The 5,535-nt window shown below is 70.9% G+C and carries 6 protein-coding genes; 3 read left to right on the forward strand and 3 right to left on the reverse strand.

The genetic code is table 11. The annotated features are described in order from the left end of the window. Positions 1 to 558: maltotransferase domain-containing protein (locus ABT116_RS38890; RefSeq protein WP_351644321.1), on the reverse strand; the 558-nt coding region annotated here is incomplete at its 3' end. Between the two features lie 73 nt (positions 559 to 631). Beyond that, positions 632 to 1,000, reverse strand: a complete 369-nt coding sequence (locus tag ABT116_RS38895) for a DUF5133 domain-containing protein (protein WP_351644324.1) — start codon at positions 998 to 1,000, stop codon at positions 632 to 634. Between the two features lie 363 nt (positions 1,001 to 1,363). Here ABT116_RS38895 and ABT116_RS38900 point away from each other — a divergent pair, with 363 nt between their 5' ends. Together ABT116_RS38900 and glgX are read left to right on the forward strand one after the other, a co-directional pair. Beyond that, on the forward strand, positions 1,364 to 1,876 hold the full coding sequence (locus tag ABT116_RS38900) for a pep a2 (RefSeq protein ID WP_351644327.1): 513 nt from the start codon (positions 1,364 to 1,366) through the stop codon (positions 1,874 to 1,876). Continuing rightward, on the forward strand, positions 1,873 to 4,026 hold the full coding sequence (gene glgX / locus ABT116_RS38905; RefSeq protein WP_351644329.1) for a glycogen debranching protein GlgX: 2,154 nt from the start codon (positions 1,873 to 1,875) through the stop codon (positions 4,024 to 4,026). Before ABT116_RS38900 ends, glgX begins: the two co-directional genes overlap by 4 nt. A 9-nt stretch (positions 4,027 to 4,035) precedes the next feature. Here glgX and ABT116_RS38910 read toward each other — a convergent pair whose 3' ends face one another. Beyond that, positions 4,036 to 4,839, reverse strand: coding sequence for a VOC family protein (locus tag ABT116_RS38910; RefSeq protein WP_351644331.1), 804 nt, complete (start codon positions 4,837 to 4,839; stop codon positions 4,036 to 4,038). Between the two features lie 246 nt (positions 4,840 to 5,085). Here ABT116_RS38910 and ABT116_RS38915 point away from each other — a divergent pair, with 246 nt between their 5' ends. Then, positions 5,086 to 5,406: an ANTAR domain-containing protein gene (locus ABT116_RS38915; protein ID WP_351644334.1), complete on the forward strand. Its 321-nt coding sequence runs from the start codon at positions 5,086 to 5,088 to the stop codon at positions 5,404 to 5,406. Positions 5,407 to 5,535: the final 129 nt, after the last annotated feature.

Here is a 5,535-nt window from a genome sequence, read left to right on the forward strand (position 1 = left end):
ACTGCTGGTGACCAGGTCCCGCAGCGGGTGCCGGGCCAGGACCGCGTCCACCTCCGGCGTCAGCGCCGCCGCCAGACGAGCCGCCGCGGACAGCGAGTCGTCGCGCAGGGTCTCCGCCGCGGCGAGCAGCACGGTGCGGCCGGCTCCCTTCGGCACGCCGGCCGCTACCCGCTCGTGCAGCTCCGCGCCCTCCTCCAGAACCAGGCCCGGGTCGATGCCCGCCGGGATCTTTACGCCCGCCGTGTGGCGCCAGGTGGCCACCGGATCGCTCCAGGCCTCCACCCGGTACGACCAGCGGCCGACGGCGTTCGCGGTGACCTCGGCGCCCCACCGGTCGCTGCCGGGGGCGAGCTCACGCATCGGCGTCCACGGCCCGGGCCGGCCTTCGGGGTCCTTCAGGACGACATTGGCGGCCACCGCGTCGTGCCCCTCTCGGAACACGATGGCGGTGACCTCGAACGTTTCACCCACGACCGCCTTCGCCGGCCGGTTGCCGCTCTCCACGGCCGGGCGGACGTCCCGTACCGGGATGCGGCCGATGGCCCGGGTCCTTCTCATGGTCCTCACCTCCAGCGTGCTCGAAAGCCGGGCCGCAGGGCCCGGCCGGGGGACGGGATGTGCGGGAAGGCCGTTACCTTCCCGCCGGGGATCTGCGCTCGGCAGCCGGGGATCTCCGCTCCGCCGCCGGCGCTCTGCGTCGGACCGCCGTGGCCGGACGAGGTCGTTCGCCGGGTTCCTGCAGACAGGTGACGTGCTGCTCCTGGAGGCAGGTGATCTGCTGTTCCTGCAGGTAGGTGACGTGGTTCGTGCGCAGGTACCGCTCGGCCGCATCCGCGGCCTCGCGAGCGCAGCGCTTGCCCATCAGCACACAGAGCGTGTAGCCGGAGTCCTCGAACGTGGTCCGCACCGTGCGGTCGTTCGGTGCCGCGAGCATCACGCGTTCCCAGGCCCGGTAACGCCGCAACTGCCGGGCGACTTCGGCTTTGGCGGGTAGCAGCATGGCGCCGATCACCTTTCGGGGCTCGAGGGGCACGGTCTCCCGACGGTCGGACGGCGTACGCGCGCACAGCGACACGGACCCGTAACGGCGATCGAGTTCTTCACACATGGTGCACGCGCAACGACACAGCGTCTTGTTGGATCTTCAACCAGTCGCGGTTCTCCTGGGCCGTTCGGGTCACCCGAATCCGCTCACTTGTGTGTACTGCCACCTCAGCTGTGCGCTCGTGTTGCACGAACGGGCTATCGCCCTCAGGCTGAGTGTGACTCAGAAGCGATAGACGCTCACGTTCCGTGTTCGGGGCTCGTCCCGCAGGACCGCGGGAGCGAGAAGGAACCGAGCTTCGCGGTGAGGAGCCGACCGATGAAGACCGCAGTGCCCTGCTACTACCACCTCGACGTGGAAGTCAGCCCGGAACGGGTGGGACAGGTCAGCCGCATTCTGGCCGCTCACCTGAAGTTCTGGGACCTGGACAACCTGGTCCAGCCCGTCTGCGGCGGTGCCGAGATGCTGCTCAAGGCCATCGACGAACACGCCACGGACAAGAACACGTCGATCGAGATGTGGTGGAACGGGCAGCACCTGATCACCGCCATCGGGGACAACGACCGCGCCTTGCGCCCGGACCAGGAGCTGCGAGGCTGCCTGGAGCACCTGGCGGCCATGAGCGACGGCTGGGGCTGCTGCGCGACCGAGACCGGCAGCAAGGTCATCTGGTTCTCGCAGCGCGCCCGCGCCGGTGAACGCGTCCCGCTGGTGCCGACCGCTCCCGCCCCGCGTGAGAGCGAGGGCCTCGACGTGCCCCGCGAGGAGCGGGTCACGCAGCTGGCCGGGCCGGCCGGCATCCCGGCCGATGTCCTGGAGGACGCGCGGTGACGCGCCGGCCGTCACGGAAAGGGGCGTCCGCCTGGGGCGGGCGCCCCTACCCACTGGGGGCGGACTACGACGGGGAGGGCACCAACTTCGCGCTGTTCAGCGAGGTCGCCGAGCGCGTCGAGCTGGTCCTCGTCGACGACGACGGCACCCACACCCAGGTGCCGCTGAACGAGGTCGACGGCTTCGTGTGGCACGGCTACCTCCCCGGCGTCGGGCCGGGCCAGCGCTACGGGTACCGAGTACACGGGCCGTGGGCCCCGACCGCGGGTCACCGCTGCAACCCGGCGAAACTGCTGCTCGACCCGTACGCCCGTGCGGTGGACGGGCAGATCGACAACCACCCCTCGCTCTACGAGCGCAACCCCGACGGCCCCGACCCGGCCGACAGCGCCGGGCACACGATGCTCGGCGTCGTGACCGACCCGGCCTTCGACTGGGGCGACGACGCCCGGCCCGGCCGGCCCTACGCCGACACGGTGATCTACGAGGCCCACGTCAAGGGCATGACCCGCACCCATCCCGGGGTCCCCGAGGAACTCCGGGGCACCTACGCCGGGCTGGCCCACCCCGCGGCCGTCGAGCACCTGACCTCCCTGGGCGTCACCGCCGTGGAGCTGATGCCGGTGCACCAGTTCGTCCACGACGGCGTGCTGCGCGACCGCGGGCTGGCCAACTACTGGGGCTACAACACGATCGGCTTCTTCGCGCCGCACAACGGCTACGCCGCCCACGGCACGCGAGGCGAGCAGGTCGCCGAGTTCAAGCAGATGGTCAAGACCCTGCACGCGGCCGGCCTCGAGGTGATCCTCGACGTGGTCTACAACCACACCGCCGAGGGCAACGAGAAAGGCCCCACCCTGTCCTTCCGGGGCATCGACAACTGCTCGTACTACCGCCTGGTCGACGGCGACTGGGAGCACTACTACGACACCACCGGCACCGGCAACAGCCTGCTCATGCGCCACCCCTACGTTCTCCAGCTGATCATGGACTCGCTGCGGTACTGGGTGACCGAGATGCACGTCGACGGTTTCCGCTTCGACCTCGCGGCCACGCTGGCCCGGCAGTTCCACGAGGTGGACCGGCTGTCGGCGTTCTTCGACCTCATCCAGCAGGACCCGGTGATCAGCCGCGTCAAACTGATCGCCGAGCCCTGGGACGTCGGCGAGGGCGGCTACCAGGTGGGCAACTTCCCGCCGCTGTGGTCGGAGTGGAACGGCATGTACCGCGACGCGGTCCGGGACTTCTGGCGCGGCGAGGACCACACGCTCGGCGAACTCGCCTCCCGGCTCACGGGCTCCTCCGACCTGTACCAGCACAGCAGGCGCCGGCCTCGCGCCAGCGTCAACTTCGTCACCGCGCACGACGGCTTCACCCTGCGCGACCTCGTCTCCTACAACGACAAGCACAACGAGGACAACGGCGAGGACAACCAGGACGGCGAGAGCACCAACCGGTCCTGGAACTGCGGCGCCGAGGGGGCGACCCGCGACCCGGCCGTGCTGGAACTGCGCACGCGTCAGCAGCGCAACTTCCTCGCCACGCTGCTGCTGTCCCAGGGCATCCCGATGCTCTCCCACGGGGACGAACTCGGGCGCACCCAGGGCGGCAACAACAACGCCTACTGCCAGGACAACGAGATCTCCTGGATCGACTGGCGGCTCTGCGAGGAGCAGCGCGATCTGCTGGAGTTCACCCGGTACGTCATCCGGCTGCGCACCGGACATCCCGTGCTGCGCCGGCGCCGCTTCTTCCTCGGCGAAACCCTGACCCGGGCGGACCAGCCGCTGCCCGACCTGGTGTGGCTGGCGCCGGACGCCCGCGAGATGACCGACGACGACTGGCAGCGCGGCGACGCGCACTCCGTCGGTGTCTTCCTCAACGGCGACGCCATCGCCGAACCCGATCCGCGGGGGCGCCCGGTCGTCGACGACTCGTTCCTGCTGCTCCTCAACAGCCACTGGGAACCGGTCGACTTCCGCCTCCCGAACGCCTCCTACGGCGAACGCTGGAGAACCCTCATCGACACGGCCGACCCGGACGGCACCCCCGACGAGTCCGAGCACAAGGCGGGGACGGGCCTCACCGTCGACGCCCGCAGCCTGGTCCTGCTGTCCCGGCCGTCACGGGCGTCACGCGAGAGGGAGTGACAAGGAGGGTCAGCGGTCGCGGCGCGCGGTCACCGTGAACTGCGCGCCGTCATGGTCGCGCAGCACCGCCTCGTCGCTGCCCTTGGCCAGGACGCTGCCGCCGTGGAGTTCCGCCGCACGGGCGCAGGCCTCCACGTCGTCGACGGAGAAGTGGACCTGCCAGTGCGGCCGGATCGCGGGGTCGGGGGCCGCCTCCAGGGCCCCTGACTCGATCCGGGCCACCACGTCCCCGCGGCTGCGCAGCACGACCTCGCCGCCCTCGTAGTGGACCTCGCAGCAGCCCGGCCGCCGACTCGCCCACTCGAGGATCTCGCCGTAGAAGATGGCCGCGTCGAAGGCGTCCCGGGTGTGGAGCGTGATGAAGGCCGGCTGCGCGTTGCGCCAGGTCTCCCAGTCGGTGAAGAGGTCACCCTCCCAGATGCCGAAGGTCGCCCCGTCCCGGTCGGCCAGCAGCGCCGCCCGCCCCGGCGGCAGGGAGATCGGCCCGACCGCGACCGTACCCATGCGCTCCTGCACCCGCGCCACCGCTTCGTCCGCGCTGCGCACCGCGAAGTACGGCGTCCACGCCACCGCCATCTGCCACATGGCCGCGACCCCCGCGATGCCGGCCACCGGGGAGCCGTCCACCAGCGCGATCCGGAACCGGTCGCCGAGCTTGGCCGGTCGCCACTGCCAGCCCAGCACGGCCCCGTAGAACTCCTCGGTCGCCTTGACGTCCCGGCTGGTCAGGCTCACCCAGCAGGGCGCGCCGAACACGGAGTGTGATGAGACGACGTCCTTCGTGCCGGAGGAGGTGGGCATGTCGTGGTTCATGGCAGTCGCGTCCTGATCTCGTCGGCCTGGCAGCCACCGGAGGATTGACACCAGTGTCCAACCGGAACCGCTGTGGGCGCCTGCCGAGTACCCCGGCGAGGGCGCCGAAACGGCGTCCGGGCTGGTCCGCCCCGGTGGCACCGGGCGGACCGAGTGACGACGATGGAGGGGTCGGACACTGCGTCAAGGTACTCAAGCACCCGATGGGGCCTTGGCGGCAGCGGCGCACCGGACCCGGAGGTGACCATGCCCACGGACGGGGGCTCGGATCGGATCCTCGAACTTCAGGAAGAGGTCCAGCAGCTGAAGGAGGCGGTCGCCTCCCACGCCGTCGTGGACCAGGCGATCGGGATGGTGGTGGCGCTCGGCCGGATCTCCCCCGACCGGGGGTGGGCCGTGCTGAAGGAGGTCTCCCAGCACACCAACATCAAGCTGCGCAACGTCGCCGAACTGATCCTCGTCTGGGGACGCACGGGCCTGATGCCCGAGGAGATCCGGGCCGTGCTGGAGGACGCCCTCGACCGCGCCGGGCCGACGCAGATCCCCGGATCGCCGCCGGAGGGGTGATCCGGGGAGGTGCGAGGGGCCGGTCGCACTCCGGCCGACCGCGAGGCCACGCGGCGGCTGCACGAGGCCTTCGCCGTGTTGCGCGAGCTGCCCCGGCGGCTGTCGGGAACCGGCCTCGGCTCCGAGGTC

It is taken from the genome of Streptomyces sp. NPDC002130 (assembly GCF_040296465.1).
GTDB lineage: Bacteria > Actinomycetota > Actinomycetes > Streptomycetales > Streptomycetaceae > Streptomyces.

Coding starts and splice junctions, on each gene's coding strand:
- ABT116_RS38915 (WP_351644334.1), top strand. CDS start 5,086: ATGCCCACGGACGGGGGCTCGGATCGGATCCTCGAACTTCAGGAAGAG.
- ABT116_RS38900 (WP_351644327.1), top strand. CDS start 1,364: ATGAAGACCGCAGTGCCCTGCTACTACCACCTCGACGTGGAAGTCAGC.
- ABT116_RS38895 (WP_351644324.1), bottom strand. CDS start 1,000: ATGCTGCTACCCGCCAAAGCCGAAGTCGCCCGGCAGTTGCGGCGTTAC.
- ABT116_RS38910 (WP_351644331.1), bottom strand. CDS start 4,839: ATGAACCACGACATGCCCACCTCCTCCGGCACGAAGGACGTCGTCTCA.